Origin of the sequence: Roseicyclus sp. (assembly GCF_052168335.1) — a bacterium.
Classification (GTDB): domain Bacteria; phylum Pseudomonadota; class Alphaproteobacteria; order Rhodobacterales; family Rhodobacteraceae; genus Roseibacterium.
In genome coordinates this window covers 5,841-7,465 of the sequence record NZ_JBQLZP010000311.1, presented here as the reverse complement: position 1 = coordinate 7,465, position 1,625 = coordinate 5,841, and the positions used below count along the sequence as shown (strand labels likewise).

The following is a 1,625-nucleotide window of genomic DNA, read 5'->3' as shown; positions in this document are numbered from 1 at the left end:
CTCCTGCCGCTCGAGATCGAGCGGCAGGAGGTCGGGATCGGGGAAGTAGCGGTAGTCGTGCGCCTCCTCCTTGGAGCGCATGGACCGCGTTTCCCCCTTGTCGGGATCGTAGAGGCGGGTCTCCTGCACGATCGAGCCGCCGGCCTCGAGGATCGCGATCTGGCGGCGCGCCTCGTACTCGATGGCGGCCTGGATGAAGCGCAGCGAGTTCATGTTCTTGATCTCGCAGCGGGTGCCGAGATGCGAGAAGTCGCCGGTCTCGCGGTAGCGCTCGTAGGCGCCGGGTTCGCACACGGACACGTTCACGTCGGCGCGCAGGTTGCCGTTCTGCATGTTGCCGTCGCAGGTGCCGAGATAGAGCATGATGAGCCTGAGCTTCGCGACATAGGCCGCGGCCTCCTCGGGCCCGCGGATGTCGGGGCGCGAGACGATCTCCATCAGCGCGACGCCGGTTCGGTTGAGGTCGACGAAGGACATGGCGGGGTCCATGTCGTGGATGCTCTTCCCGGCGTCCTGCTCGAGGTGGATGCGCTCGATCCGCACCCGGCGCGCGGTGGGCTCGCCCGCCTCGTTCGGGCCCATCTCGACCAGCACCTCGCCCTCGCCGACGATCGGGTGGTAGAGCTGGCTGATCTGGTAGCCCTGCGGCAGGTCGGGATAGAAATAGTTCTTGCGGTCGAAGGCCGAGGTCAGGTGGATCTGAGCCTTGAGCCCGAGGCCCGTGCGCACCGCCTGCGCCACGCAGAACTCGTTGAGGACGGGCAGCATCCCCGGCATTCCCGCATCGACGAAGGCGACGTTCGCGTTGGGCTCGGAGCCGAAGGCGGTGGAGGCGCCGGAGAAGAGCTTGGCCTTCGAGGCGACCTGGGCGTGGACCTCCATCCCGATCACCAGTTCCCAGTCGCGCTTGGCGCCCGACACGATCTTGGGCTTCGGGGTCGCGTAGGTCAGGTCGAGCATCGTCGTGCCTCCGTCCGGTCTCGTCCCCGCGTTTAGGTCAGCGCCGCGCGCCCGGCAAGGGGGCGGAACCGCTCGGGACGGGTCGCGTTGGCGCCGGAACGCCCGTCATGAAGGAGGCCGCACCATGCCGAAGATCGCCGACGCCCGCATCCTGATCCTCGCCACACACGGCTTCGAGCAGTCCGAGCTCGAGGTGCCCCGCGACACGCTCCGCGAGAGGGGCGCGAGGGTCGTGGTCGCCACGCCCGACGGGGCCGCCATCCGGGGCTGGGACACGGACGACTGGGGCGCGGAGGCCGAGGCCGACCTCTCGCTCGACCAGGTCGAGGTGGCGGGCTACGACGCGCTCGTCCTGCCGGGCGGGCAGATCAACCCCGACCTCCTGCGCACCGACGCGCGCGCGCTCGACGTGATCCGGGCCTTCGCCAAAGCGAGGAAGCCGGTCGCCGCGATCTGCCATGCGCCCTGGCTCCTCGTCGAGGCGGGACTGGCGGAGGGGCGGCGGATGACCTCCTACCACTCGATGAAGACCGATGTGGCCAATGCCGGGGCTGCGTGGGTCGATGCCGAGGTGGTCGCCGACGGCGGCATCGTCACGAGCCGCAATCCCGGCGACCTCGAGGCCTTCGTCGCGAAGATCGTCGAGGTCGTGGAGGAGGGGCGGC

The 1,625-nt window shown here is 69.5% G+C and carries 2 protein-coding genes; one reads left to right on the top strand and one right to left on the bottom strand.

Annotated elements, in window-relative coordinates; translation table 11 throughout:
* A partial coding sequence (gatB, locus tag ACTS11_RS09730; RefSeq protein ID WP_442640123.1) for an Asp-tRNA(Asn)/Glu-tRNA(Gln) amidotransferase subunit GatB occupies positions 1–960 on the bottom strand: 960 nt, incomplete at its 3' end.
* A 124-nt stretch (positions 961–1,084) separates the two neighbouring features.
* Here gatB and ACTS11_RS09725 point away from each other — a divergent pair.
* Positions 1,085–1,625, top strand: a 541-nt coding sequence (locus ACTS11_RS09725) for a type 1 glutamine amidotransferase domain-containing protein (RefSeq protein ID WP_442640122.1), incomplete at its 3' end; no start/stop codon positions are given.